We start from the raw sequence: 23,391 nt of genomic DNA on the forward strand, positions 1-23,391 counted from the left end.
TCAGATGGGGAGTTTGCGGAAGATCGGACGCGGGACGTGCCGCAGCGCCATCATGACGAAGCGGAAGGGCCCCGGAGCCCAGACCAGATCCTTGCCCATACGGGACGCGGACACGGCCAGCTTGGCGATGTCCTCCTTGTCCACCGTCAGCGGCGCTTCCTTGACGTGCGCGCTGAACTTGGTGCGCACCATGCCCGGACGGATGACGGTCACGCGAGGACCGAACTCGCGCAGGGCTTCTCCGAGACCGAGGTAGAACCCGTCGAGTCCGGCCTTGGTGGAGCCGTAGACGAAGTTGGAGCGTCGGACGCGCTCGCCCGCGACGGACGACATGACGATGATGCGGCCGAAGGCCTGCGCCTTCATCTTCTCGCCGAGGAGCACCCCCACCGACACCGACGCCGTGTAGTTGATGTTGGCCGTGAGCACGGCCTTGTTCTGGTCCTGCCACAGCAGTTCCGGATCGAAGTCCACCGCGAACGCCACGATCGCGACGTCGACGTCGCCCTTCGACCAGGCCTCGTCGATGACCTTCGGGTGCGACGCTGTGTCGAGCGCGTCGAAGTCGATGACCTCCACGGACTTGGCGCCCTTGGCCGTCAGCTGAGCGACGGCCGCGTCACGCAGGGGATCGTTCGGCAGCGCCGCGAGGATCACGCGTGCCGACGTCGTCGAGAGGTACTCCTCCGTGATCGCGAGGCCGATCTCGCTCGTGCCACCCAGCACGAGAATGGTCTGCGGGTCGCCCACAGCATCGATCGTCACAGCAGTTCCAACCTTCTGGCCATATCCGAGGCGAAGACGCCTGTGGGGTCGACGGATCGCCGAACGGCGATCCACTCGTCGATGCGTGGGTACATCGCGTGGAACGTGTCCGCGGACGTCCGGGAGTCCTTGGCGGTGTAGAGCCGTCCGCCGAACTCGAGCACCCGCCGGTCGAGGTCCGCGACGAACGCGCCGAGACCCTCCTTGATCGGGAAGTCGACGCAGACGTTCCAGCCCTCGATCGGGAAGCTCAGCGGCGCTTGGTTTCCCGGTCCGAAGAGCTTGAAGACGTTGAGGAACGAGTAGTGCCCCGAGCGCTGGATGTCGTGGATGATCTTCTTGAACTCCCCGACGGCCTGCGGCGGAACCACGAACTGGTACTGCAGGAAACCGGCCGGACCGTAGGCCCTGTTCCACTCCCCGAACATGTCGAGCGGGTGATAGAACTGCGTCAGGTTCTGCACCTTGCCGCGGTAGGTACCCGACTTGCGGTACCAGAGCTCGCCGATGGGTCCGAACGTGTACTTGTTCGCGAGGCCGTTGGGAAACACGTCGGGGAAGGTCAGCAGCGGTTTCGCGCTGAAGCGCAGCGGATCCTTCTGCAACTTCGCGGGCAGCTGGTCGAGCGTCGCGAGCGACCCGCGTGAGAGTGCCGCGCGTCCCAGCTTCGGCGGTCCCGAGATGGCGTCGAACCAGGCGCTCGAGTAGTCGTACCGGCTCTCGCTGCCGTCGCTGTGGATCGCGATGGTCTCGTCGAGGCTCGCCGTGACGTCACCGTCGGCGATGAAGTACGCGGTCTCGGTGGGAGTCATCTCGATGGTCGCGCGCAGAATGATGCCGGTGAGGCCGTTGCCGCCCACCGTGGCCCAGAACAGCGGCGCGTCGTCGCCGTCGGGAGTGATGTGGCGAACGGTGCCGTCCGCGAGCAGCAGCTCCATCGAGCGCACGTGATTGCCGAAGCTGCCGGCGCTGTGATGGTTCTTGCCGTGGATGTCGCACCCGATCGCGCCGCCGATGGTCACCTGGCGAGTGCCGGGGAGCACGGGGACCCACAGACCGAACGGCAGCGCCGCACGCATCAGCTGGTCCAGGCTCACGCCGCCGTCCACATCGACGATGTGCGTCTCCGCGTCCATCGAGTGGATCCGGTTCAGTGCGCTCATGTCGACGACCAGCCCGCCGCCGTTCTGCGCGTTGTCGCCGTACGAGCGGCCGAGCCCGCGGGCGATGACGCCGCGCCGCAGATGGGACGGCTTGCTCTCGTTCTGCTCCGCGACCCGGACGACGGCGGCGGCCACGACCTCGGGATCGGACGTGGTCAGCACCTGCGCCGTGGTGGGCGAGGTACGTGCCCACCCGGTGAGGGTGCGCGCACTGGTGGGTGGCAATTCGGTGATGGACATCGGATCGAATGTTACCCGCCCGGTGGCGCACCCCTCGCCGACCGCAGTCAGCGCGGGTCGATGACGACCTCCCACCCGGGTCCGAAGATCGGCTGACGGCACACTTCTTGCTCCGCGTCGACGCACCGCTCGAGCGCTCCGAGATCGGGCCGATCCGGATACGGAGCGGGTGAGAAGTCGTGAACGACACCTGAAGCACCGGCGAGGAGTAGTGCCGCGGCCAGAATCCGTGGCGATGCGCGCTTCGCAGACCCGATGGTGAGCCACAGCAGGATCACGGCGATGGCCATCGGCGTGGTGACGTGCCGTTGCAGCGAGAAACTCCAGGTGACCATGGCAGGCCCGTACGCGTTCACCGCAGCGAACAGCAACACTGCGAACAGAATCCACAGTCCCACGGCGACGCGCGGGATCGCCCAGCAGGTGACGAGCACGACGCCGGTGATCCATACGGTTGCGAGCACGGTCATGGTCAGGTTCGGCGTGCCCGCGTAGATGTTGCGGTCACCGGACAGGAATCCACCGCCGACCCGCTCCGCTGCGGTCCGTGCCAGCAACTGTGGAGTCGCCGCGCTGAGCGTCTCTCGGTCCGACGTCAGGTAGACCGCGAGTTGGACCACGGACGTCGTGACCACCACACCGAGAACGGCGAGCGAGTGGCGTGTCCGACTCACGCGTAGCCACCGCCACGCGAAGAACGGCAGAAATATCACGACGAGTGGTCCGGACAGGCCCATGAGCGCCAGGGCGATCAGCTCGCATCCTCGACCCACCCGCGTCGCGGGGTCCGTGCTGAGGACCAGCAGAGTCATCGCCGTGCCGGCAGCGAAGATCAGATTTGCGATGTTGCCGTAGACCTCCCACAACGCCGGCAAGAGGCACAGCGAGGCGAAGAGACCCGCTCGCAGAACGGGCGACGGGAGCAGCGGTTCCAATCGTCGAGACAGCGCGGGACCCATCATCACCAGGTGCACCACCATGGTGGCGACGAGGTACGCCAGTGGAACCGCGGTGATCGGAACCTGAACGAACAGCGCCGCGATCAGGCGAGGAATGGCGTGCAGATACCCCGCATAGGGATCGACCAGTGCCCGGAGCCCGTCGTTGTGAGCGCCCGCGAGGAATATCTCGCCGTCCTCCGCGAACAGTCCCGGACTGCGGAATCGAGGGAGCCCACGCACGACGAACAAGACAGCACCGGCCATAGCCACGGCACCCGCGATGGTCCACTGGGCCCTGAGGGTTGCCGGGCGAGTCCGGCGAGGCGAGGCTGTGAGCGTCGAGGTGTCCACGCGAAGACCCTACGTTCCGTTTTCGCGGCCAGGGCTACAGTGATCGACCGTGTCCTTTGATCCCGCCGAGCCGTCCGATCCGGGCCAGCGCCTTCCTCTGCCCGTCGAGATCCCCGTCACGGAGAACACCGCCGACGACGCGCTGGATCTGAGGACCCAGATCGTCCGGTTCCTCGTCACCGGGGTGCTGTCGGCCGTCGTCGACTTCTCCATCACCATCGCGCTGCAGTACGGCCTGGACGTGCAGCTCTCGCTGGCCAAGGCCGCGGGATTCGTCGTGGGCACCACCGTCGCGTACCTGATCAACCGGCGCTGGACGTTCGCGGCACCGCCGTCGCGGGCGCGGTTCGTGGCCGTCGTCGTCCTCTACGCGGCGACGTTCGGTGTCCAGAACGTGCTGTACACGCTGTTCGGGCACCTGTGGCCGGAGACGATCCTCTACAGCGCCGCGGCGTTCGTCGTCGCGCAGGGCACCGCGACGGTGATCAACTTCGTGGTCCAGCGAGCGGTGATCTTCAAGCTGCGCTAGGCCCAGTCCTCGAAGGAGGGTGCCGCGGCGTCCTTGTCGGAGAGTTGGTAGGTCAGGGGTGTGCCGTCGCGGCCGTGGGTGGGCCAGTCGATGGCGAGGTCGGGGTCGAGCGGGTGAATGTCGCGGTCCGCTCCGGGGGTGTACTCGAGGCTGCACAGGTACATCACCGTGGAGTGGTCCTCGAGGGAGAGGATCGCGTGACCCAGCCCGACGGGCAGGTACACCGCGCGGCGGTCGACGTCGTCGATGAGCACCGAGTCCCAGGTGCCGTACGTCGGTGAGTCCTTGCGGAGGTCGACCACGACGTCGAGGAACGCGCCGCGGGTGCAGGTGACGTACTTCGCCTGCCCGGGTGGGTCGACGGTGACGTGGATGCCGCGCAGCACACCGGCGGCGGAGACCGAGCAGTTGGCCTGCAGCAGTTCCAGGGGGTGCCCGACGGCGGCGGTGAAGGCGGAGTCCTTGTGCCACTCGAAGAACACCCCGCGGTCGTCGCCGAACTGGCGGGGAGTGAACTCGAACGCCCCGGGGACGCGCAGTTCGCGGAAGCTCACGGTCGGTGTCCTCTCTCGAGCAGGTCCAGCAGGTACGCCCCGTATCCGGACTTGAGCAGTGTCTGCGCGCGGGCGCGCAGGTCGTCGTCGGTGATGAACCCGCGTCGCCACGCCACCTCCTCGGGGGCGCCGATCTTGAGGCCCTGGCGTTGTTCGATGGTGCGCACGTAGTTGGAGGCGTCGAGGAGTGATTCGAAGGTGCCGGTGTCGAGCCAGGCGGTCCCACGCGGCAGCACCTGCACCTGCAGGGTGCCCGCCTCGAGGTAGTGGCGGTTGACGTCGGTGATCTCGTACTCCCCGCGGGCGGAGGGGGCGAGGTCGCGGGCGATGGCGATGACGTCGTTGTCGTAGAAGTACAGCCCCGGTACAGCGTAGTTCGACCGCGGGTGCGCCGGCTTCTCCTCCAAGGACAGGGCGGTGCCGCTCTCGTCGAATTCGATGACCCCGTAGGCGGTGGGGTCGGAGACCTCGTAGGCGAACACCGCGCCGCCGTCGATGTCCCCGAACCGGCTCAGCTGCGTTCCCAGGCCGGGGCCGTAGAAGATGTTGTCCCCCAGCACCAGTGCGGCGCCCTCGGTGCCGATGTGGTCGGCGCCCAGCACGAACGCCTGCGCGAGACCGTCGGGTTCGTGTTGCACCTTGTAGGTCAGCGAGATGCCGAACTGGGAGCCGTCGCCGAGAAGCCGCTGGAACTGCTCGGCGTCCTGCACGGTGGTGATGATCAGGATGTCGCGGATCCCGGCGAGCATCAGCGTGGTCAGCGGGTAGTAGATCATCGGCTTGTCGTAGACGGGCACCAACTGCTTGCTCACGCCCTGAGTGATCGGATGCAGCCGCGACCCCGTGCCACCGGCCAGAATGATTCCTCGCATGATGGTCGAGTCTTTCAGACTGCGCTTCGCGCCGCTCTCCCACGTAAAGTGCCGCCCATGAGAATGCTCGTGACCGGCGGCGCCGGGTTCATCGGCGCGAACTTCGTGCACCTGACCGCCCGCACCCGCCCCGACATCGAGATCACCGTCCTCGACGCCCTCACCTACGCCGGCAACCGCGCCTCCCTCGACCCCGTCGCAGACCGCATCACCTTCGTGCACGGCGACATCACCGACACCGCCCTCGTCGACCGCCTCGTCGCCGACACCGACCTCGTCGTCCACTTCGCCGCCGAATCACACAACGACAACTCCCTCGGCGACCCCTGGCCGTTCGTCCACACCAACATCGTCGGCACCACCACCCTCCTCCAAGCCGTCCGCACCCACGACGTCCGCTACCACCACATCAGCACCGACGAGGTCTACGGCGATCTCGAACTCGACGACCCCGCCCGGTTCACCGAGAACACCCCCTACAACCCCTCCTCGCCGTACTCCTCGACCAAGGCCTCCAGCGACCTGCTGGTGCGCGCCTGGACCCGCTCCTTCGGCGTCCGCGCCACCATCTCCAACTGCTCCAACAACTACGGCCCCTACCAGCACGTCGAGAAGTTCATCCCCCGCCAGATCACCGGCGTCCTCACCGGCGTCCGCCCCAAGCTCTACGGCGCCGGACTCAACGTCCGCGACTGGATCCACGTCGAGGACCACAACACCGCCGTCTGGACCATCATCGACAAGGGCGCCCTCGGCCAGACCTACCTCATCGGCGCCGACGGCGAGGTCGACAACCGCACCGTCGTCGAGACCATCCTCGAACTCTGTGGCCACGACAAGAGCGACTTCGACTTCGTCACCGACCGCCCCGGCCACGACCTGCGCTACGCCATCGACAGCACCCGCCTACGCACCGAACTCGGCTGGACACCCCGCTACTCCGACTTCCGCAGCGGACTCGCCGCCACCATCGACTGGTACCGAGACAACGAATCCTGGTGGGCGCCGCAGAAAGCCGCGACCGAGGCGGCCTATGCATCGGCCGGCGAACGGACGCTCTGATCAGACGGGTTCCGGCGGCTGGTGTGTGATGCGGCGCCGCAGCAGCACGTACACCGCGCGGCGCAGGAACGACGTCACGAGCGCACGAGCATTACCGATACGAACGTCGTTCTCGGACAGCAGGTCCGGGTAGGCCGCGCGCAGTTTCCGATGGAATCCCGCGGCCTGCCCCGCCTGTTCCCGCGCCAGGCGCACGCTCCACTGCCCGGCATTGATACGGAACGCCGCGAGAGACGACCGGATGGCCACCACGTCACCCTTGAGTGCGACCTCCGTGAAGGTCGCCTGATCGATGAGGAACGGGTGGTCGTTGTCCCACCAGCCGATGTCGGCGAGGGCGTCTCGTCGCATCAGGACGCATCCCGGCTCACCGAAGATGTTGGAGCCGGCGAGCACCGCGGTGCGTGCGGCTGTGCGTCCGTCGACGAGGCCGGACAACTTTCCCAGGCCACGCGTGGCGATGATGGTCTTGCCGGCGGCGTCCACGAGCGTGCGTTGCGACGCCACCAGGACGGCCGACGGGTGCGCGTCGAACGCGGCGACCTGGTCGGCGATCGACGTCTCGGTGATCGTGTCGTCGCCGCACACGAGTTTGATCAGCTCGCCCGTGGCCAGTCGACTCACTCTGTCCCAGTTGCGTTTCGCTCCGCCGCCGGCCTCCGTGTGCTCGACGCGGATGCGATCGTCGTCGTAGCGGGCGATGACGTCGAGGGTGGAGTCGGTCGACGCGTGATCGGCGATCACCAGCTCGAAGTCTCGGTAGGTCTGACTCAGGATCGACTCGATGGTCTCGCCGATGAAGTCGGCGTTGTTGTACGCCGGGACCACGATCGACACGCGGGGTGCCATGTCAGGAACCTTTCACCGAGGAGGAGCGCTTGAACGAGAAGTCGCGGTAGCCGAAGAAGCTGATGCAGGCGGTGAGCAAGGTGATGACCAGCTGGGACGGGATGGGTGCGAATCCGAGTACCGAGACGGCGACGGTCATCGCGGCGAGGTTCACCGCGAAGGCCCCGGAGTTGACCACGACGAAACGCCAGAAGTCGCGAAGCACGTGTCCCCGCACCCGGAAGACCAGGTAGCGATTCGTGCAGAAGGCAGTCAGCACGTTGCACAGGTAGCCGAGCACGATCGCGGCGTGATAACCGAGCGTGTCACCGATCGCGAGCTGCCAAACGATGAACCAGACTGTGCCGAGCACCGTGTTGAAGCCGCCCACCAGGAGAAAGACGAGGCCCTGGTTGCCCATCAGGCGGAGGAGCGGGCCGACCGGCTGCGCGTCCACGACGACACGGTCGTCGTCGGCAGGTTGATCAGCGGTCACCACGGCAGTGTCGCAGCAGCGTTCACCGTGGCACAAACTCGCGGAGCCGCTCCGGGCTCGTCACCCGCGGTGACCGGCGAGAAGCGAGGACCGGATGGACTCCAGCGTCGAGGCGATGCCGGCGGGGAGCGTGCGGTGAGTCCTGCGATCGATCTCGGGCCAGACGGTGGACCGGAGGCGCAGGTCACGGCCCTGGAGCGAGGACAACGGGGAGGCGGCCTGGACGACGAGCGGTCGGCGACGGAAGACCGATCTGCACGCGCCGAGAATGGCGCCGATGGTGACGGCATTGCCCGAGGCGAAGATCTTGGTGACCGGGTCCGTGCGCTCCCGCGCGGCGACGTCCAGGGCGTCCGCCACCATCTCTGCCGCATCGGAGATGTAGAGGTAGTCGCGCAGGGTGTCGATGGGCACGTAGATCGAGATGGGTGATGCCAACAGGTACCCGCGGCACAGGTGCGAGATGAGGCCCTGCGGCTTCGACAAGTTCTGTCCTGGTCCGTACAGGTTGGCGAAACGGCCGACGACCACCGACGCGTCGGTGCGTCGACCGAAGTCCACCGCTCTCTGCTCGGCGCGTAGCTTCGCGTGGCCGTACTCGCCCAGCGGCGCGACCGCACTCGACTCGTCGTGCGGTGCGTCGGGCGTGCCCGCGTAGACCCCACCGGCGGACGACGCATGGAAGACGGTGACAGGTTCCGGCCTCGGGACCGCATACGACTCGAGCTGTGCCAGCGCGTGTGCGAACAGGTCGTTCTCCCGGTCGAAGGCCTCGCGCGGCGTGCCGTTGACGCCTGCGCCCGCACACCACACGACATTGACCCGACGTGCGTCGGAGGTGGCCACCGCTCGCGCGCGTGAGGTGATCACGGTGCGTGCCGCGTCCTCGTCGAGCCACGGGATCGTCTCGGTCACCACCCGGTGCCCACGGCGGACGAGTTCGGCGGAGACGGCCGAGCCGAGAAGTCCACCACTCCCGACGACCCAGGACAACGTCGTCACGAGAGGTCGGGGTTCTCGGCGTCCCGGTTCTCGGCGCCGACTTTCGGAGGCACCCGGCCGGCACGGCCCAGAGGCCCGGCAGCCGGATCGCCCACGATCAGATAGGGAGGCTTTCCCATCGCGGTCTTCACGTTGACGCCGACGTACTCCGCGACGACGCCGAGCGAGAACAGGGTGGCCCCGAACCCGAACAGCAGGACGACCATGGTGGATGCCCAGCCGCGGACCTCGGTGTCCGGGTCGAAGAACGTGTACACGACGAGGAGATAGGCGACCAGGACCAGACCGAGAACGGCGAACACCACCCCCAGCACGCTGACCAGTCGCAACCCCTTGGTGCCGCTGGAGAGAACCATGCGCCAGAAGTGGGACAGCAGGGTCCGCAGGTTGTAGCCGGAACGCCGTCCCTGTTCCTCGCGCAGCGTCACCGGGCTGGTGGTCACACTGCCGGCGATCCACCCGAGTGCGACGTCGAGGTACGCCTCGGATCCCGCGTACGCGGCCACCGACCGTCCGACCTCGCCCACGACCATGCGGAAGCTGCTGTATTGCACGGTGTTCTCACCGGCCAACGCCTTGGCAATGAGCCACTTCGAGCCCTTGCTCGTCGCGTTGCGCCACAGTCCGTGCGGGGCGGCGTTGGTGCCGCGGGCGTAGACGACCGAGGCCTGCTCGTCGAGTGCGGTGTCGAGAAGTCCGCCGATGTCGGCGGGATCGTGCTGCCCGTCCTCGTCCATCGTGACGATCCACTCGCCGCCACTCGAGGCCATCCCCGCGAGCGTCGCGGGGTGCTGCCCGAAGTTGCGACTGAGCCAGATTCCCCGGACGAACGAGTGACGGTCCGCCAGGTCTCGGATGACGGCCGCGGATCCGTCCGGGCCGTGGTCGAACACCAGCAGAACCTCCTCGACCACCGCGAGGCGACGACCGGGGGTCAGAAAGGGCCGGGTGAGGGTCTCGAGCTCGTCGGTCAACGGGCCGAGGGTCCTCTCGCCCTGGTAGACGGGCACGATGACCGAGATCCGGTGCGGAAGCTGATCGTCAGTCACGAGAGCCGACCCTATAACGCAGAGGGGCCGGTTGCCGACGAGCGAGCCGCCGACGTTTGCGGTCGCGCGGAGAACCGTCGTCGGACGTCGAGCACGACCAGGCCGAGCAGTACGACGATTCCAGCGCCCATGGCAGCCAGTCCGAGCCGGAAGCCGGGCGGGCGGAAGGTCAGCTCGAGATCGGCGTCGGTGGTGCCCGGGGGCAGGTCGACGTAGAGGAAGGTGTCGCCCAGCCCCTTGGTCTGCAACGGCTGTCCGTTCAGCGTGGCCGTGTATCCGGGCCAGGCGAGCCTGGCGAAGATCACGCTGCCGCCGGCGGCGGAGCTCACGCGCAGGGTCTCGTCGACGTCGCTCGAGCGCACCGGCTCGACGTCGGCGTTCACAGTCGCGGACACGGTGCCCTCCTGCGTCGACACCGGCCCGTCGACACGTTCGAGGACGGCGACCTGGTCGGACTGCGGTCGCGGCACATCGACCCAGCGCCACCCGCGCGGAACCGGCAGCTGCCGCCACATCGGGTACTGCGCCTTCTGGACGACGACGCGGTCGAGCAGCATCAGATCGGCCGTGGTCCGCCCGGTGTAGACGTCGGGGCGGAACACGTTGCGATAGGCATCGGTACAGGTCGTGCCCTCGTAGGCGACACACAGAAGTTCGGCGAACGCTTCATGGCCGACGGGCGTGTAGGCGCTGACGTAGTCGAGATCGAGCACCTTGGCGTAGTTGCCGTACACCTGTGCTCGCCATCGGTCGACCGCCTCTTCCGGCGATCTGTCGGACAGAGCTCGGTCGCCCAATTGCAGCGTCGTACCGGTCCAGTCCGGGAACTCGGCACGGGCCTGCTGCTGGGAAGAGGGGAAATCCCACTCGCTCAGAACGGGTCGGTAGTTGTGTACCTGGTACAGCGCGACGGGGATGACCGAGACCATGAGCAGTGCGGTGGCGGCGGTCGTTCTGCGCGCGCGGAACACGGCGACGACGACACCGCCGAGAACCACGACGAAGAGGACCGACAGCAGGTGACGTCCGGCCAGTTGCGGTCCGGACGACAGTGCGCGAACAAGCAGGACGCCGGTGATGACCCCGGCCGCCGTCAGTCGGCCGCGCAGACCGCGCAGCGTTCCGAAGCGGCTCAGGAGAACCGCGGCGATGATGAGCAGAGCGACGGCGACGAAGGGCAACAGCCGTCCGGGCCAGCGAATGGGTCCGATGTCGGAAGGCCCCGCCGTGTAGAGCAGAAGGGCGCCGAGAACGATGAGGGGACCGGACAGTTCGCGCACGACCGTCGGCACACGGCGCCAGTCGACGAACGCCATCGCGGGGACGAGGAACCAGGCGACGTAGGTGACCGGCGCCGTGGTCGTCTCGCCGCTCCATGACTGCATGCTGGTCACCGCCGACGGCAGACTCGCGCTGAAGGTCTCCGACCAGGGGACCACGAGGAAGTTGTCGTTGAGGGTGCCCTCGGCGCCCGACCGCCACGTGACGCCCGAGGTGAGCACGCCGGGGAGGAAGGTGACGGCGCCGCACAGGGCGGCGGCGATCGACACGGCGCCGAGTCGGAGCACCGGCATGAGGGCGCGCGCACGCAGGTACTCGCCCATCATCACCGCCCCCGCGGCGACTCCGGCCATGAGGGCCGCGTGAACGTATCCCACGCTGATGGCGAGGTAGAGAAACGCGAAGACGGGTAGCGGACCGGAGGTGCCGCGGGCATAACGCACGGCACTCGCCCAGGCATTGATCACCCAGGCCATGCCGATCAGCGACGTCACCCAGGACGGCTGCTCGAAGAAGAGGGTGAATCCCGCGAACGGCGTCGCTGTCGCAGCGACCGCCGCCCAGGAGGGCCTGGATCCGTACTCCAGAGCCACGCGGTAGACGCCGATCGCCAGCACCACGGCGAAGAAGATCTTGACGACGGCAGCGAGCAGTGCCAGGTCGTCCACCGACGGTGAGATCAGGTTGATGAGCATCTGCACGGGATTCCAGAGACCACCCTGGCCCTCGACCGGGTAGTTGCCGGCCATCCACTGGGTGGTGACGAGGGGGAGGAACTGCCCTTCGCGGAGCAGGCGGCCCAGAGCGAGCCAGTTGCCCACCGCGCCGGACTCGGTGTCGTCGAGGTAGAAGAAGCGATGATCGCTCACGAGGATCGCGACGAACCCCAGCACCACCACCACACCGGAGCCGAGACCCCAGGACCAGCGCTCTCGACGGGACGTCTCGACCGAGGTCACGACAGGCGTGTGCGTCACACCGTCCTCGCTTCCTGACCGACACGTCGTTCCCCGCAAGTGTCATGGACGCGACGGAACCCTCCCGGTTGTTATCGTAGGTCACAGACCGGTCTCATTTGTTACGGGGTGCGACGAGCACGCCTGTCTCTACTGTCAGGAGTTGGACAACCGATGCAGTCGACCGCGCCCGCGACGATTCCGCACAGCGGCCACGACAGGTTGGTCCTCCAGCGAGGCGTCTTCCTCGGCCCCTCCACCAGAGTGAATCCCGATCTGTACGTGCAGATCGAGAAGGGCAGCGGGGATCGCAGGCGCCACGACATGACGCTCGCGAAGAACTCCTTCGCTCACACCAACACGTACTTCGGGCGCTTCGCGGCGTCCTACTGGCAGCGGTGGACCACGGTCGGCGCGGTCACGGCGTCTCTGCGCATCGCGACGAGCGGCCGTGTCCGAGTGCGACTGCTGGCCTCGGACATCGCCGGTCACCGCCGCATCGTGTCGGTGCAGGAGACGCGGAGCGACGCCGTGCTGACATTCGAGGCTCCGCTCGACAAGTTCGTCGACGGCGGTGCTCTCTGGCTGGAGTTCGAGACGTTCGGCGAGTCCGCCGTCGTCGACGGCCTCGAGTGGACCCACGCCACCACGGTGCCGAGACGTCCGGTGGCCATTGCCATCTGCACGTTCAACCGCGCCATCGACTGTGCGCACACGGTGGCCGCACTGGCGTCCGACGACGTGGTGTTGTCGCTGATCGACACCGTGCACGTCGTGGATCAGGGCACCGACCTCGTGCAGGACCAGCCGGAGTTCGCCGACGCGCGGGCGCGGATGGGCGACACCCTGGTGTACCTCCGGCAGCCCAATCTCGGTGGTGCGGGCGGCTTCACACGCGGACTGTACGAGGTGACCGCGTCTCGGAGCGGTGTCGACGTCATCCTCATGGACGACGACATCCTGTGTGAGCCGGAGACGGTGTTGCGTCTGAGCGCCTTCGCCAACGTCACGGCCCAGCCGACGCTGGTCGGCGCGCAGATGCTGTTCCTGCTCAATCCCGACTACCTCAACGTCGGCGCGGAGGAGGTGGACTTCCTGCACCTGCAGCACGGCCGCACCGTCGGAAAGGCGTTGTCCAACAAGAGCATGATCAAGAAGAACCAGGAGCGCCGGGTCGACGCCGGCTACAACGCCTGGTGGACGTGCCTGATCCCGTCCGAGGTCGTCGAGGAGATCGGTCTCCCGCTTCCCATGTTCTTCCAGTGGGACGACGTGGAGTACGGCGTGCGCGCCGGCCGTGCGGGCTTCCCGACCGTCACGCTGCCCAACGCGGCGGTGTGGCACGCCGACTTCTACTGGAAGGACTTCGACGACTGGGCGCGGTACTTTAGTACGCGTAACTCGCTCATCGTCGGGTCTCTGCACAGCGACCTGAACACTACGGTGTTGTCGCGAATGTTCCTGCGCCACATCGCCGAGTACGTCGTCGGAATGCAGTACGGCCTCGCCCATACCACCTTGAAGGGTATCGAGGACTGGCTGTCGGGGCCGGACCATCTGTCCGACGGCGGCATGGCGGCGATGGCTCGTATCCGAGCCGACCGCAAGGAGTACCCGGAGACGATCATGCACCCGGCGGCCACCGCGCCGGTGCCCTCCGCGGACGTGCGGGTCTCGCGAGCGGGCGGGGAGCCGAGCGCGATGCGAGCGGTGTTGGCCAAGCGCGGTGTCGACCAGTTCCTCGGACGCACGATCGGCGGTCTCGTCGGCGTCACGCGCGAGGACGCGCACTGGTGGCACATCGCGAGGTTCGACCACGTCGTGGTCACCGACGCATCGCAGGGCGGCGTTCGAATCCGCAAGCGGGACAAGGCACGTGGGGTCGCGCTGATGGTGCGTGCCGTCAAGGTGATGCGGCGTCTGCGGCGGGAGGCTCCTGCTCTGCAGGAGCAGTACCGCACGGCCGGCGCCGATCTCATCGCACGCGAGAACTGGGCGCGCCTCTACGGGATCGACACTGCCGTCACCGAATCGGTCAGGTGAGCCGGACCGCCACCTGCTCGTTGTTGGACGTGTAGGCGAGGTACTCGAACGTCACCCCGGTGCGGCGGACGAACTCGGTCCACGCCCTGTACTCGTGCTGGGCCCAGCCGGGGAAGTTGAAGAACTCGTCGAACACGATGACGGTGCCCGGCACCAGCCGTGATTCGAGGCGGCGCAGGACGAAGTCGGTCGAGGAGTACAGATCCGCGTCGAGATGAAGGAAGGCGACCGGGCCGCGATTCTTCGACAAGAACGGCCCCAGGGTCTGTTGGAACATTCCCTTCACCAGATGCGCACCCGGGACGTCGGGAAGGTCGTCCCGTGCAAAGGTCCCGGCCTCGAAGCCGGTGCGCCAGTCCTCGGGCAGGCCCTCGAAGGTGTCGAATCCGGCGATGACTCCGACGTTGGCGGCGCGGCGCCACTCGTCGACGATGGTGCCGAGGGTGGTTCCGGTGGCGACACCGAACTCGAGTGCCATGCCGTCGAGAGAGACGGCCCTGAGCGCATGTCGCAGCGTGAGGTCGGGATGCGTGAACGCCGGTGTTCGTGGGAGGTGGGTCTCGACGAAATCGGCACTGGACGCCGTGGCCTCGAGGTCGGAGGCGAAAGGGATGTCGCGGCGCATCCGGAATTCGAGGGTGGTGATGGACTCCTGCAGGTCCGCGATGGTCTTGGACTGGCCGGTGATGAGGTCGATCAGCTCACTGTGACGTCGGTCGGCCTCGGGCGCCACGGCGTCCTGAACGGCCTGCACTACCTTGCCCCGTGCAGTGGCTCTGACGCGTCGGCTCCACCGCATCACCCGCACCGTCCACTCGTCATGGGGACATACCGTAGTTCAGGGTTTGCGGAAGTACTCATTCCGGCCGAGTTTGCGTAGACGCAACCACTCGCGCAGACCGCCGAGGTCCCGTCGAGTGACCACGAAGTACCACCCGAAGCGCACCCATTCCTGCGGAAGCAGTTTGCGCATGCCGGGTTGAGCCATGAGGTATCCGCGGTTGCGGTAGGTGAAGTAGCGCTTGGTGGCGTCGTCCGGATACTGCGTGTGCATCCGGCCACCGAGGATCGGCTTGAACTCGTCGGCGCCGTTCGGATGGAGGTAGGCGGTCTGCAGGCACGTGCCGAACGCCAGCCCCGAGCGGGTGAGGCGACGGTGGATCTCCACCTCGTCGCCGCGGACGAAGAGACGGAGATCGGGGACCCCGACGGCGTCGATCGCGGCGGCCGAGAACAGCGCGCCGTTGAACAGCGACGCATAGGACGGCAACAACTCCTCGTCACCGAGTTCGGACCGCCACCGTCGCCACGCGGTGCCGCGCCGCAGCGGGAAGGCCAGGTGATCGGGATCGTCGATGTCGCACACGACGGGGGAGACCTCGTCGAGACCGTGCCGCACCGCGCAGTCGAGGAGGGTGGCGAGGACGTCCGGTCCTTCCGGCCTGCCGTCGTCGTCGGCGAGCCAGACCCGCTCGGCACCGAGAGACAGCGCGTGCAGCATCCCCAGCGCGAAGCCACCGGCCCCGCCGAGGTTGTGCTTGCTCCCGAGGTAGGTGGTCGGCACGGCCGCGCTCTCGACGCGCTCGCGGACCGCGGTCTCGTTCGCGTTGTCCACCACGATCAGATGGTCGAGCGGACGGGTCTGCGACGTCAGGACGGCGAGGGACTGGGCCAGCAGCTCGCGGCGCCGGTGGGTGACCACCACGCCGACGATGAACTCAGGCATGCGGGTCGTGATCGGCCTGGCCACGATCCGCGGCCTCCAGCTCACGAATGACGTGCGCGACGTGGTCTCCCGCGTCGTCGCCCTCGTACGACCGCACGACCTCCTCGATACCCCCCTGCTGCCGTACGTGGCCGTGATCGATCCACATCGCGGAATCGCAGAGCTGGGCGAGGAACTCGTTGGAGTGCGAGGCGAAGACGAGGATGCCGGACCGTGCGACCAGTTGCTGCAACCTGATGCGGGCCTTCTTCATGAAGTCGGCGTCGACGGCGCCGATGCCCTCGTCGAGAAGCAGGATCTCCGGGTCGATGCTGGTGACGACGCCCATCGCGATGCGCACGCGCATGCCGGTCGAGTAGGTGCGCAGCGGCATGTCGAGGTACTCACCGAGCTCCGTGAAGTCGGCGATCTCGTCCACCTTGGACATCATCTGTTTGCGCGTCTGGCCCAGGAACAGCCCGCGGATGATGATGTTCTCGTAGCCGGAGATCTCCGGGTCCATGCCGACGCCCAGGTCGAAGACCGGCGCGACGCGACCCCGCACGATGGCACTGCCGCGGGTGGGTTCGTAGATGCCCGCGAGCAGTCGCAGAAGCGTCGACTTGCCGGCTCCGTTGTGCCCGACGAGCCCGACGCGGTCGCCTTCCTTCAGCGACAGCGTGATGTCCCGCAATGCTTCCACCACGACGACGTCGCTGCCGTTACGTCCGATCGTGCCGCCGGCCTTGCCGAGGAACGCCTTCTTGAGCGACCGCGTCTTGGCGTCGAAGATGGGAAAGTCGACGCACGCGCCGTGCGTCTCGATGCTGACTGTCATGTGTGTCTCGTCCGATCAGACCCAGTAGGGCACGCGGGCCCGGAACGTACGCATCGCCACCATGGTGACGGCCAGGCCGACCACGGTGAACGCCAGCACGATGTACCAGTGGTACGCCTGCTGGTCCTCGCCGATCAGGGGTGCACGCAGGATGTCCAGGTAGTGGAACAGGGGATTGATCTCGACGAGCCGAGCGCGGTCCGCCGCGGCGCCGCCCATCTTCTGCAGGTTCGCCGTGGTCCACACGATCGGCGTCATGAAGAACAGCAACGTGACGACGCTGCCGAGGATCGGGGACAGATCGCGGTAGCGGGTGGCGATGATGCCGAACAGCAACGACACCCACACCATGTTCACGACGATCAGACCGAACGCCGGAATCGCCATGACGATGGTCCAGTGCAGCTCGGGGCGGAACACCGCCAGCATGATCAGGTAGATCAGCATGTTGTGGCCGAGGAGCAGCACCTGGCGCCAGACGAGGCGGTAGATGTGCACGCTCAGTGCCGAGGGCAGCTGCTTGATCAACCCCTCATTGGCCACGAACACGTCGGCACCCTCGAGGATCGACGCACTGATGAGGTTCCAGATGATGAGGCCGACGGTGACGTGGGGCAGGAACGACTTCAGATCGATGTCGAGCAGAACCGAGTACAGCAGGCCCATGGCGACGGCCTGCACACCTGTGGCGATGGTGATCCAGAACGGGCCGATGACGGAGCGCCGGTACCGCTGCTTGATGTCCTGCCACCCGAGGCTGAGCCACAGCTCACGCTGGCCGTACCCCTGCCTGAGGTCGCGAACGGCCCGGCGGAACGTCTGCGAATCGGACGCGGGTGCGCCGCCGGAGTTCGAGTCCCCGGTGTTCGAGTCGATCGCTGGTGCTGCCACGACCGACGACCCTACAGAGGAGAACCGTCAGAGGTACTGGCCGGTGCCCTGCCCGTGCTGGCCCTGACCGCCGCCGCCGATGGACACACCGGGGGGCAGCGCGCCCTGACGCATCTGCTCGAGCTGGGCGCGAGCCGCCATCTGCTGCGCGAACAGCGCCGTCTGGATGCCGTGGAACAGTCCCTCGAGCCAGCCCACCAGCTGGGCCTGGGCGATGCGGAGCTCGGCGTCGGACGGCACCGCGTCCTCGCCGAAGGGCAACGCGAGACGTTGGAGTTCGTCGCGCAGCTCCGGAGCGAGGCCCTGTTCGAGCTCACGGATGGAGGAGGTGTGGATCTCCTTGAGACGGGTGCGGCTGGCGTCGTCCAGCGGTGCCGCGCGAACTTCCTCGAGGAGCTGCTTGATCATGGTGCCGATGCGCATGACCTTGGCGGGTTGCTCGACCATGTCCGCCAGCGATTCCTGGTCGTCGCCGTCCGAGGAATCGCCGGCCCCAGTGACGTTCGCGCGGGCGGCGGCGGCCGCCGCCTCGCGGGGACTGAGCGCGATCGGCTGCCCGTCCGGCCCGATGACGACGACGTGGTCTGCGCTGTCGTCCGCGCGGCCGCCGTCCGAGTTCTGCTCGTGTGAAGACGTCATGTCCCCATCTTGACCCGGGTCGCTCACCAGGGTGGGGTCCGGGGCGTGCCCGTGCGTGCCCGCCCTGTCGCCGTCGGCGCCTAGAGTGTGCGGCATGACCTACGACGTCGCCCGCGTACGGGGGCTGTTTCCCTCGCTCGGCGACGGCTGGATCCACCTCGATCCGCAGCTGGGCATGCAGATCCCCGACCGGGTGGCCACGGCCGTGTCCACCACCTTCCGCGGGACCGCATCGACGCACATCGGTCGGCACCCCTACGCGCAGCGCAGCGCGAGGGTCGCCGACGACGCTCGGCAGGCCGTCGCAGATCTGGTCGGTGGATCCCCCGAGGGTGTGGTCCTCGGTCCGGACCACGGCATCCTCCTGACCGCTCTCGCGGAGGCCCTCAGCACGCGCCTCGGCCTCGGGACGGGCATCGTCCTGTCCCGGCTGGACGACGAGGCGAACGTGGCGCCCTGGTTGCGTATCGCCAATCGGTACGGCGCCCAGGTGCAGTGGGCCGAGGTGGACATCGAGACGTGCGAGCTCCCCAGTTGGCAGTTCGGTGAGCTCATCGCCGCGAACACCCGCCTCGTCGCGCTGACTGCGGCGTCGACGGTGGTGGGGTCGGCTCCCGACGTCCGTGTCGCCGCCGACCTCGTGCACGACGCCGGCGGACTGCTGGTCGTCGACGCTGTCGGTGCGGCTCCCTACGCGGTACTCGACATCGAGGAACTCCGGGCGGACGTCGTGGCCGTCAACGCCGCGGCCTGGGGCGGGCCTCGCGTCGGAGCGCTGGTGTTCCGGGATCCCGAGCTTCTCGATCGGTTGCCGTCGCAGTCACTCGACACCGACGCGAAGGGCCCTGCGCGGCTCGAGGTCGCCGGTCTGCACTACTCGCTGCTCGCGGGCATGACCGCGTCCATCGACTGTCTCGCGGCCCTCGACGAGAACGCGAGCGGAACACGTCGACAGCGCCTCGAGATGTCCATCGGCTCGCTGCAGGACTACCAGGACCGGCTCTTCGAGTACCTGCAGGAACGCGTGGCGGCGCTGCCGCACGTCATGGCCATCGGTCAGGCGTCCAGTCGCGTCCCCTGCCTGAGCATCAGCGTGGACGGCGTCGACTCCGACAAGGTGGCGGCGCGACTGGCGGACAACAGGATCGACGTGGTCGGTGGTCTGCACGGCGGCAGCCGCCTGCTCGAGTCGCTGGGCGTCGCGGACGCCGGCGGCGCGATCACGGTGGGTCTCGCCCCGTACACGACGCGTCACGAGATCGATCAGCTGATCACGGTTCTCGAGACGCTGACCTGATCTGTCCCCGTCAGCGGACGCGCAGGATCACCTTGCCCACGGTGGAGTGGTCGTCGAGCATGCGATGAGCGTGTGGTGCGTCCGTGACCGGCACCTCCGCGTGGACGACGGGCACGACCGCGCCGTCGGCGATCATCGGCCACACGTGCTCGCGCACCTGGCGCACGATGTCGGCCTTGCCGCCCGGGCCGGTGAGGGGGCGCGCCCGCAACCCGGCGCAGTGCACACTGCCGCGCCTGGCCATCAGCGCGCCGAAATCGAACTCCGCGACTCGGCCGCCCTGCATGCCGATGGTGACGAGGCGCCCGTCCATGGCGAGCGCGGAGATGTTGCGAGCCAGATACTTCGCACCCATGTTGTCGAGCACGACGTCGGCGCCGTGGCCGTCCGTCGCGGAACGGATCTCCTCGACGAAATCCGTGGACGTGTAGTCGATCAGGATGTCCGCACCGAAGGATCGGCAGATCTCGAGCTTCTCCGCCGAGCCTGCGGTCACCGCGACGCGCGCGCCGAGGGCTTTGGCAACCTGAATGGCGTGCGTGCCGATGCCGCTGCCACCCCCGTGGATCAACAGCGTGTCCCCGGCGGACAGGCCGGCGTACATGACCACGTTGGACCACACCGTGCACGCGACCTCGGGCAGCGATGCGGCGACGTGCAGGTCGAGCCCGTCGGGAACGGGCAGCACCTGTCCGGCCGGCACGACGACCTGCTCGGCGTAGCCGCCGCCGGCGAGCAGCGCGCAGACCCGGTCGCCGACCTTCCATGCGGTCACGTCCTCGCCGACGTCGGCGATCACACCGGAGCACTCGAGCCCCAGCACGTCCGAGGCGCCGGCGGGCGGCGGGTAGTTGCCCTGCCGTTGCTGCAGATCGGCGCGGTTGACGGCGGATGCGGACACCGCGATCAGGACCTCGCCCGGGCCGGGCACCGGATCGGGTACCTCGGTCCAGACCATGACCTCGGGGTCGCCGTACTCGGTCGACGTGATGGCATGCACGTCTCGATCGTATGCCGCCCTCAGATGCGGGAGGGTTCCTCCCACAGATTGATCCCGGCCTCGGTGGCGTGTTCGTCGATGCGGCTCAGCTCGTCGTCGTCGAAGCGGAGTCGCGCGAGTGCCCCCACGTTGTCGTCGAGCTGCTCGACGGACGAGGCGCCGATCAGCACCGTCGTGACCCGCGGGTCGCGCAACGCCCAGGCCAACGACATCTGGGCGAGCGACTGCCCCCGCGCCGCGGCGATGTCGTTCAACGCGTTCAGATGCCCGCGCATGTCCTCGGTCAGCCACTCGGGATCGAGCGACTTGCCCTGTGCCGCTCGCGACTCGTCGGGGATGCCGCCGAGGTACTTGTCGGTCAGCATGCCCTGTGCGAGAGGGGAGAACGCGATGACGCCGACCCCGAGCTCGTCGACGGCCGGCAACAGATCGGACTCGATCCAGCGATTGAGCATCGAGTAACTCGGCTGGTGGATCAGCAGCGGCACTCCGGCATCGGAGAGCAGAGCCGCCATCTGGCGGGTGCGCGCCGCCGAGTACGAGCTGATGCCCACGTAGCGCGCCTTGCCCTGCTCGACGGCACTGACCAGCGCGCCCGCGGTCTCCTCGACGGGCGTGTCCTTGTCGGGGCGGTGGCTGTAGAAGATGTCGACACTGTCGATCCCCATGCGCTCGAGCGAGCGGTCCAGTGAGCTGAGCAGGTACTTGCGCGACCCGCCGAAGCCGTACGGGCCCGGCCACATGTCCCACCCGGCCTTGGTCGAGACGACCAGCTCGTCGCGGTACGGCCCGAAGTCCTCCCGCAGGATGCGGCCGAAGTTGATCTCCGCGCTGCCGTAGGGCGGCCCGTAGTTGTTGGCGAGGTCGAAGTGGGTGATGCCGAGGTCGAATGCGCGGCGCAACACGGCCCTCTGGGTGGCGAGCGGCACGTCGTCGCCGAAGTTGTGCCACAGCCCGAGCGAGATGGCGGGCAGCTTCAGTCCGCTCTCACCGGTACGGCGGTAGGGCATCGCGTTCGGGCGGTCTGTGTCGTAGCGGTCGGGCGAGGCGACATAGGGATCCGGCATGATGCCATCCTGCCGGAGATCCGACGGTCGGCTGCGCGAAATCGTGCTGCCGGGCGCGCGCGTTCGCTAGCGTTCGTGTGTGAGCACTTTCGGCAATTTTCAGAACGAGATCTACCTGACCGGGCTCGGCGGAGCGACCCCCGACCTGCCGATGACGGCGGATGGTCTGGAAGCGCGGGCGCGCGAGACTCTGTCCGCCGCCGCCTTCGCGTACATCGCCGGGAGTGCGTCCACGGAGCGCACGGCCCGCGGGAACGTCGACGCGTTCGCCTCCCGCAGGATCGTCCCGCGGATGTGGCGCGGTGCCAGCGCGCCGGACGCCCGCGATCTGTCGGTGACCGTGTTGGGGACGACCCTCTCCGCACCGGTGCTCACCGCGCCCATCGGTGTCCTCGGCATGGTGCACCCTGCGGCGGAACCCGCCGTCGGGTCGGCCGCTGCCGAGCTCGGGATCGGCTCGGTGCTGTCCACCGCGTCGTCCACCCCACTCGAGGACGTCGCAGCGGAATCCGGCGAGAACTGGTGGTACCAGCTCTACTGGCCGTCGGACGACGGCGTCGCGGAGTCGCTGGTGCGTCGTGCCACCGCGGCGGGTGCGAAGGTCATCGTCGTCACGGCGGACACACCCGGGATCGGCTGGCGTCCACGCGATCTCACGCTCGGACACCTCCCCTTCCTCCGCGCGGAGGGCATCGCGAACTACCTGTCCGATCCGGTCTTCCGCTCACGCCTGGCCTCGCCGCCGGAGGAGAGCGCCGAGGCGCTGCAGATCGCGGTGCTCACCTGGGTCGGAATGTTCGGGAACCACACGCTGCGCCCGTCCGACGTCGCGCGGGTGCGTGAATGGACCCATCTTCCCGTCGTGGTCAAAGGCATCCTGCACCCCGACGACGCCCGCGCCGTCGTCGACGCGGGTGCCGACGGTGTCGTCGTCTCCAATCACGGTGGGCGACAGGTGGACAACTCGATCGCCGCGCTGGACGCGCTCGAACCCGTCGCCGCGGCCGTCGGGGATCACGCGACCGTGCTGCTCGATTCCGGCATCCGCTCCGGCGCCGACGTGGTGGTCGCGCTGGCCCTCGGCGCCGACGCGGTGTTCTACGGGCGGCCGTGGGTGTACGGCCTGGGACTCGCGGGGCGTGAGGGTGTCGTGCATGCCCTTCGGTGCCTGCTCGGCGATCTCGACATCACCATGGGACTGGCCGGGCTGTCGTCGGTCACCGCGGTGGACAGGTCGATTCTGTACCGGTCCTGAAGATGCGCAGGTCGGCACGCGCGGGGGTCACCGCGGTCTAGCCTTCCGTCATGGTCGTTCACAGTGCGCGTCCCGAGGAGTCACAGACCGCGGCCCCGCCGGTGGCCTGGTTGACCGAGGCGGAGGCCCGCGCGTGGCGAGCGTTCATCGATGCCGACTACCGCCTCATGGACACCCTGAACCGCGACCTGCACACGCGGGAGGGGCTGACGCTGGCCGAGTACCGCATCCTGGTGCGCCTGAGCGAGGCTCCCGACGGTTCGCTGCGGATGAGTCTGCTCGCCGACGGCGTGCTCTCGTCGAGGAGCCGGCTCACGCATCAGATCCGCCGAATGCAGGAGCAGGGCTTGGTCGTTCGAGACACCTGCGACGAGGACGGGCGTGGTGTCCTGGCCGTCATCACGGACGACGGTCGTGCCCGCCTGGCCGCGGCGGCACCCTCGCACGTCGCCGCGGTGCGGCGATGCCTGATCGATCTGCTCACGGCCGACGAACTCGCGATGATGGCCGAGGTGTTCGAGAAGGTCGATCGACGACTGCTCGCGGGAGACCACTAGTATCGATCGC

Annotated in this window: 23 protein-coding genes; 6 read left to right on the plus strand and 17 right to left on the minus strand. The window is 67.8% G+C overall.

Translation table 11 applies throughout. The features are described 5' to 3' along the window. Genes HQ325_RS00125 through HQ325_RS00135 form a run of 3 tightly spaced genes read right to left on the minus strand, consistent with a single transcriptional unit; the run spans position 1 to position 3,373 of the window. Positions 1-765, minus strand: coding sequence for a decaprenylphospho-beta-D-erythro-pentofuranosid-2-ulose 2-reductase (locus HQ325_RS00125; RefSeq protein WP_222626219.1), 765 nt, complete (start codon positions 763-765; stop codon positions 1-3). Further along, complete coding sequence (locus tag HQ325_RS00130; protein WP_222626220.1) at positions 762-2,168, minus strand: FAD-binding oxidoreductase; 1,407 nt, start codon at positions 2,166-2,168, stop codon at positions 762-764. The genes HQ325_RS00125 and HQ325_RS00130 overlap by 4 nt, the downstream gene beginning before the upstream one ends. Positions 2,169-2,215: 47 nt before the next feature. Then, positions 2,216-3,373, minus strand: coding sequence for a hypothetical protein (locus tag HQ325_RS00135; protein ID WP_222626221.1), 1,158 nt, complete (start codon positions 3,371-3,373; stop codon positions 2,216-2,218). 136 nt (positions 3,374-3,509) lie between these two features. Between HQ325_RS00135 and HQ325_RS00140 the strand changes: the two genes are divergently transcribed. After that, entirely contained in the window at positions 3,510-3,989 is a 480-nt protein-coding gene (locus tag HQ325_RS00140; RefSeq protein WP_308014194.1) for a GtrA family protein, read from the plus strand. On the opposite strand, the gene HQ325_RS00145 is transcribed toward HQ325_RS00140, so the two are convergent. Continuing rightward, a complete protein-coding gene (locus HQ325_RS00145) occupies positions 3,986-4,543 on the minus strand; it encodes a dTDP-4-dehydrorhamnose 3,5-epimerase family protein (protein ID WP_222626222.1) in 558 nt (185 codons plus the stop codon). The two genes, HQ325_RS00140 and HQ325_RS00145, sit on opposite strands and share 4 nt — an antisense overlap. Next, the gene (rfbA, locus tag HQ325_RS00150) at positions 4,540-5,415 is read right to left on the minus strand and encodes a glucose-1-phosphate thymidylyltransferase RfbA (protein WP_222626223.1); all 876 of its coding nucleotides are present in this window, start codon (positions 5,413-5,415) and stop codon (positions 4,540-4,542) included. The genes HQ325_RS00145 and rfbA overlap by 4 nt, the downstream gene beginning before the upstream one ends. Before the next feature lie 57 nt (positions 5,416-5,472). Here rfbA and rfbB point away from each other — a divergent pair, with 57 nt between their 5' ends. Continuing rightward, positions 5,473-6,477 carry a dTDP-glucose 4,6-dehydratase gene (gene rfbB / locus HQ325_RS00155; protein ID WP_222626224.1) on the plus strand — a complete coding sequence of 335 codons (1,005 nt, stop codon included), beginning with the start codon at positions 5,473-5,475 and terminating at the stop codon, positions 6,475-6,477. Here the strand turns inward: rfbB and HQ325_RS00160 are convergent, their stop codons facing one another. Genes HQ325_RS00160 through HQ325_RS00180 form a run of 5 tightly spaced genes read right to left on the minus strand, consistent with a single transcriptional unit; the run spans position 6,478 to position 12,110 of the window. After that, positions 6,478-7,326 carry a glycosyltransferase gene (locus tag HQ325_RS00160; protein ID WP_027506551.1) on the minus strand — a complete coding sequence of 283 codons (849 nt, stop codon included), beginning with the start codon at positions 7,324-7,326 and terminating at the stop codon, positions 6,478-6,480. Between the two features lies 1 nt (position 7,327). Continuing rightward, positions 7,328-7,801 carry a GtrA family protein gene (locus HQ325_RS00165; RefSeq protein WP_231476428.1) on the minus strand — a complete coding sequence of 158 codons (474 nt, stop codon included), beginning with the start codon at positions 7,799-7,801 and terminating at the stop codon, positions 7,328-7,330. 60 nt (positions 7,802-7,861) lie between these two features. After that, entirely contained in the window at positions 7,862-8,803 is a 942-nt protein-coding gene (locus HQ325_RS00170; protein WP_204869532.1) for an NAD(P)-dependent oxidoreductase, read from the minus strand. Continuing rightward, the gene (locus tag HQ325_RS00175) at positions 8,800-9,825 is read right to left on the minus strand and encodes a glycosyltransferase (protein WP_204870767.1); all 1,026 of its coding nucleotides are present in this window, start codon (positions 9,823-9,825) and stop codon (positions 8,800-8,802) included. The genes HQ325_RS00170 and HQ325_RS00175 overlap by 4 nt, the downstream gene beginning before the upstream one ends. Positions 9,826-9,863: 38 nt before the next feature. Next, positions 9,864-12,110, minus strand: a complete 2,247-nt coding sequence (locus HQ325_RS00180) for a hypothetical protein (protein WP_222626225.1) — start codon at positions 12,108-12,110, stop codon at positions 9,864-9,866. Positions 12,111-12,263: 153 nt separating this feature from the next. On the opposite strand from HQ325_RS00180, the gene HQ325_RS00185 reads away from it, so the two are divergent. Further along, complete coding sequence (locus HQ325_RS00185; protein WP_222626226.1) at positions 12,264-14,132, plus strand: glycosyltransferase; 1,869 nt, start codon at positions 12,264-12,266, stop codon at positions 14,130-14,132. Here HQ325_RS00185 and HQ325_RS00190 read toward each other — a convergent pair. From HQ325_RS00190 to HQ325_RS00210, 5 genes are read right to left on the minus strand one after another with little or no spacing between them, the layout of a single operon-like run. Beyond that, a complete protein-coding gene (locus HQ325_RS00190) occupies positions 14,125-14,931 on the minus strand; it encodes a class I SAM-dependent methyltransferase (RefSeq protein ID WP_222628694.1) in 807 nt (268 codons plus the stop codon). The two genes, HQ325_RS00185 and HQ325_RS00190, sit on opposite strands and share 8 nt — an antisense overlap. Before the next feature lie 39 nt (positions 14,932-14,970). Beyond that, complete coding sequence (locus HQ325_RS00195) at positions 14,971-15,858, minus strand: glycosyltransferase (protein WP_222626227.1); 888 nt, start codon at positions 15,856-15,858, stop codon at positions 14,971-14,973. After that, positions 15,851-16,675: an ABC transporter ATP-binding protein gene (locus tag HQ325_RS00200; protein ID WP_222626228.1), complete on the minus strand. Its 825-nt coding sequence runs from the start codon at positions 16,673-16,675 to the stop codon at positions 15,851-15,853. Before HQ325_RS00200 ends, HQ325_RS00195 begins: the two co-directional genes overlap by 8 nt. A gap of 15 nt (positions 16,676-16,690) precedes the next feature. After that, positions 16,691-17,566: an ABC transporter permease gene (locus HQ325_RS00205; protein WP_222626229.1), complete on the minus strand. Its 876-nt coding sequence runs from the start codon at positions 17,564-17,566 to the stop codon at positions 16,691-16,693. A gap of 27 nt (positions 17,567-17,593) precedes the next feature. Then, on the minus strand, positions 17,594-18,205 hold the full coding sequence (locus HQ325_RS00210; protein WP_051613544.1) for a bacterial proteasome activator family protein: 612 nt from the start codon (positions 18,203-18,205) through the stop codon (positions 17,594-17,596). A gap of 94 nt (positions 18,206-18,299) precedes the next feature. Here HQ325_RS00210 and HQ325_RS00215 point away from each other — a divergent pair, with 94 nt between their 5' ends. Next, positions 18,300-19,502: a cysteine desulfurase-like protein gene (locus HQ325_RS00215; protein ID WP_222626230.1), complete on the plus strand. Its 1,203-nt coding sequence runs from the start codon at positions 18,300-18,302 to the stop codon at positions 19,500-19,502. 10 nt (positions 19,503-19,512) lie between these two features. Here HQ325_RS00215 and HQ325_RS00220 read toward each other — a convergent pair whose 3' ends face one another. After that, entirely contained in the window at positions 19,513-20,502 is a 990-nt protein-coding gene (locus HQ325_RS00220; RefSeq protein ID WP_222626231.1) for an NAD(P)H-quinone oxidoreductase, read from the minus strand. A 20-nt stretch (positions 20,503-20,522) separates the two neighbouring features. Further along, a complete protein-coding gene (mgrA, locus tag HQ325_RS00225; RefSeq protein ID WP_222626232.1) occupies positions 20,523-21,569 on the minus strand; it encodes an L-glyceraldehyde 3-phosphate reductase in 1,047 nt (348 codons plus the stop codon). Between the two features lie 79 nt (positions 21,570-21,648). On the opposite strand from mgrA, the gene HQ325_RS00230 reads away from it, so the two are divergent. Then, positions 21,649-22,824, plus strand: coding sequence for an alpha-hydroxy-acid oxidizing protein (locus HQ325_RS00230; RefSeq protein ID WP_308014195.1), 1,176 nt, complete (start codon positions 21,649-21,651; stop codon positions 22,822-22,824). Positions 22,825-22,874: 50 nt separating this feature from the next. Continuing rightward, positions 22,875-23,381, plus strand: coding sequence for a MarR family winged helix-turn-helix transcriptional regulator (locus HQ325_RS00235; protein ID WP_222626233.1), 507 nt, complete (start codon positions 22,875-22,877; stop codon positions 23,379-23,381). The last annotated feature ends 10 nt before the right edge of the window (positions 23,382-23,391 follow it).

Source organism: Rhodococcus sp. BP-349, assembly GCF_019835845.1.
Classification (GTDB): Bacteria; Actinomycetota; Actinomycetes; order Mycobacteriales; family Mycobacteriaceae; genus Rhodococcoides.

What these genes read in the sequence shown, in the direction of transcription:
- HQ325_RS00130 (WP_222626220.1), bottom strand. Translation starts at nt 2,168, where the DNA reads ATGTCCATCACCGAATTGCCACCCACCAGTGCGCGCACCCTCACCGGG.
- HQ325_RS00235 (WP_222626233.1), top strand. Translation starts at nt 22,875, where the DNA reads ATGGTCGTTCACAGTGCGCGTCCCGAGGAGTCACAGACCGCGGCCCCG.
- rfbB (WP_222626224.1), top strand. Translation starts at nt 5,473, where the DNA reads ATGAGAATGCTCGTGACCGGCGGCGCCGGGTTCATCGGCGCGAACTTC.
- mgrA (WP_222626232.1), bottom strand. Translation starts at nt 21,569, where the DNA reads ATGCCGGATCCCTATGTCGCCTCGCCCGACCGCTACGACACAGACCGC.
- HQ325_RS00210 (WP_051613544.1), bottom strand. Translation starts at nt 18,205, where the DNA reads ATGACGTCTTCACACGAGCAGAACTCGGACGGCGGCCGCGCGGACGAC.
- HQ325_RS00185 (WP_222626226.1), top strand. Translation starts at nt 12,264, where the DNA reads ATGCAGTCGACCGCGCCCGCGACGATTCCGCACAGCGGCCACGACAGG.
- HQ325_RS00215 (WP_222626230.1), top strand. Translation starts at nt 18,300, where the DNA reads ATGACCTACGACGTCGCCCGCGTACGGGGGCTGTTTCCCTCGCTCGGC.
- HQ325_RS00200 (WP_222626228.1), bottom strand. Translation starts at nt 16,675, where the DNA reads ATGACAGTCAGCATCGAGACGCACGGCGCGTGCGTCGACTTTCCCATC.
- HQ325_RS00190 (WP_222628694.1), bottom strand. Translation starts at nt 14,931, where the DNA reads ATGCGGTGGAGCCGACGCGTCAGAGCCACTGCACGGGGCAAGGTAGTG.
- HQ325_RS00195 (WP_222626227.1), bottom strand. Translation starts at nt 15,858, where the DNA reads ATGCCTGAGTTCATCGTCGGCGTGGTGGTCACCCACCGGCGCCGCGAG.
- HQ325_RS00135 (WP_222626221.1), bottom strand. Translation starts at nt 3,373, where the DNA reads ATGGCCGGTGCTGTCTTGTTCGTCGTGCGTGGGCTCCCTCGATTCCGC.
- HQ325_RS00160 (WP_027506551.1), bottom strand. Translation starts at nt 7,326, where the DNA reads ATGGCACCCCGCGTGTCGATCGTGGTCCCGGCGTACAACAACGCCGAC.
- rfbA (WP_222626223.1), bottom strand. Translation starts at nt 5,415, where the DNA reads ATGCGAGGAATCATTCTGGCCGGTGGCACGGGGTCGCGGCTGCATCCG.